The organism is Priestia veravalensis, from assembly GCF_001457055.1.
Classification (GTDB): Bacteria; Bacillota; Bacilli; order Bacillales; family Bacillaceae_H; genus Priestia; species Priestia flexa.
This window is the reverse complement of the sequence record NZ_KQ758759.1, coordinates 1-2257: the sequence shown is the minus strand read 5'-3', so window position 1 is coordinate 2257 and position 2257 is coordinate 1. Positions and strand designations below refer to the sequence as shown.

General features: G+C 33.1%; 2 protein-coding genes. Both read left to right on the top strand.

The window, feature by feature from the left end:
* The first annotated feature begins 50 nt into the window (after positions 1 to 50).
* Complete coding sequence (locus AS180_RS21210; RefSeq protein WP_062687469.1) at positions 51 to 995, top strand: plastocyanin/azurin family copper-binding protein; 945 nt, start codon at positions 51 to 53, stop codon at positions 993 to 995.
* Between the two features lie 223 nt (positions 996 to 1218).
* Positions 1219 to 2163 carry a C40 family peptidase gene (locus tag AS180_RS21205; RefSeq protein ID WP_062687468.1) on the top strand — a complete coding sequence of 315 codons (945 nt, stop codon included), beginning with the start codon at positions 1219 to 1221 and terminating at the stop codon, positions 2161 to 2163.
* The last annotated feature ends 94 nt before the right edge of the window (positions 2164 to 2257 follow it).

The window sequence follows — 2257 nt, the reverse complement described above, 5'->3', positions numbered from 1 at the left end:
AGATGAGGCCGTATTTTTGATAAAAAATCATAAAAATACGGCTATTTATCATGCGTACCATGAAGGTACGCTGTTTTTTATTTCGGGCTTACATTATAGTTGTTATCTTATTAGGTGCATATACCTCTTTTCTAGGCATTAAGAATAAAGATACCATAGAGAAAATGGCAAGTATGACTGTCGGAATGAGTATAGGTATGATAGCTAGTCTGTTGATAGGCGTGCTACTAGGTGTAATATTAAAGGGAAACTTATTTATTTCTACTATCTTAAGTATGGGAATAAGCGTAGTACTTATTTATATGATCGCAGGAACTTTTGGGATATTGGCTATACTAGAAAGTTTTTTGTCTGCAATTATGGGTGGAATGATGGGAGCTATGCTCGGAGATATGGTAGATACTCAATATGCAGATCCATTAATTAAAATTATGTTTACACTATATGTCTTTGTCATTAGCGTTATCATATGTTATGTTTTTCATCATAAGTCAAGAATAACACGTTATCTCCGAAATCCCTTGATGTATGCAGGGATTATGGCTAGTTTTTTTATTTTATTTCACCAACTGGGTCCAGTAGTTAAGGTTCCAACAATTAATTCAAATAATATTCATCAATTGCATCAGACAGAGAGTAGTAATAATTTAGAGCTTAGTAAAAACAATTCTGCTTCAATGCTTATATCGAGTGAAGAATACAACTATACTCCCCGTAACTTATCTATCAAAAAAGGACAGACTGTCACTATAAAGTTGGAGAATAAAGGAAAAATTGAACATGATTTAGAGTTTAAACGTTCGCAAGGCATTAAAATACAAAATGGAACTACTCATCAACATGAAGGTAATAATGCTCTACATTTACATGCAATTCCAGGGAAAGCAAGCGAGATAACCGTTACATTTACCCAAGAGGGAATTTATAATTTCTATTGTACATTACCAAGCCATGAGCAATTAGGTATGAATGGCACCATAACAGTGGGTTCCTAAGTCAACTAGTATAAAAATATTGCCTTATAACTTCTTTTATTTAAATAGATTATAAGGTTTATACTTGCAGACTGTTATAATGATTCTTTATTTTTTGTAATTATATGTAAAACTCCACATTTCCTCCATACTTTTGTAAACTACTCTTAATCATCAAATAATGTCGAATAATGGTATGATAACAATAGTTTAAGAGGAAGATTATTCAGGAGGTCCCATATAAATGAAAAAATTGGTAGCAACTATGACAGTCGCAAGCGCTTTGTTTGCAAGTCCTATTATTAGTAATGCAGCTTTTGGTGATCAAACACTAAAAAGTGGAATGAAAAATAATGACGTAAAACAGTTACAACAGGTATTAAAACAGAAAGGTTATTTTAAAAATAGTACAACAACAACTTATTTTGGATCTATTACAAAACAAGCTGTTGTTAACTTTCAAAAAGCAAATAGATTATCAGCAGATGGAATTGTTGGACCAACTACATTTAAGGCGTTAAACGTAGCTAGTAGTAATCAAGGTTCCAATACAGCTACTGCGGGCACTAAAGTATTAAAGCAAGGAATGACAAGTTCCGATGTTCAAAAATTACAACAAATCTTAAAACAAAAAGGTTATTTTAAAAATAGCACAACAACAACTTATTTTGGATCCATTACAAAGCAAGCTGTTGTTAACTTTCAAAAAGCAAATAGATTATCAGCAGATGGAATTGTTGGACCGGCTACATGGAAGGCGCTGGGAAATTCTAGTTCGGTAACTACCCCATCTAAACCTGTTCAACCAAGTAATACTTCTACATCTAGTGCTTCAAAATTAATTAACACAGGAAAAAAATACATAGGCGTAAAATATGTTTGGGGTGGAACTACTCCAAGTGGATTTGATTGTAGTGGATTCCTAGATTATGTATATAAAGAGGCGCTTGGCATTAAATTACCACGTACAGTGGCGGATATTTACAAGGTTGGTGTATCTGTTAAATCTCCAAGTGTAGGAGACCTTGTTTTCTTTGAAACATACAAGCCAGGTCCATCACATGCTGGTATCTATCTCGGTAATGGTCAATTTTTACAAGCTGGTTCATCAACGGGTGTGACAATTAGTTCAATGAGTAATAGCTATTGGTCAAAGAGATATCTAGGAGCAAAGAAAATTAATTATTAACTGATAATGAGCATTTTTAGATACAAATATTTCCATTCGATTAGAAATGATAGGTACCCTATGCCACTTGGAGCTCATTTTTAATTTGCTCAAG

Bases quoted from the DNA above. Each gene is read 5' to 3' on its own strand.
- AS180_RS21210 (WP_062687469.1), top strand. From the start codon at position 51: ATGCGTACCATGAAGGTACGCTGTTTTTTATTTCGGGCTTACATTATA.
- AS180_RS21205 (WP_062687468.1), top strand. From the start codon at position 1,219: ATGAAAAAATTGGTAGCAACTATGACAGTCGCAAGCGCTTTGTTTGCA.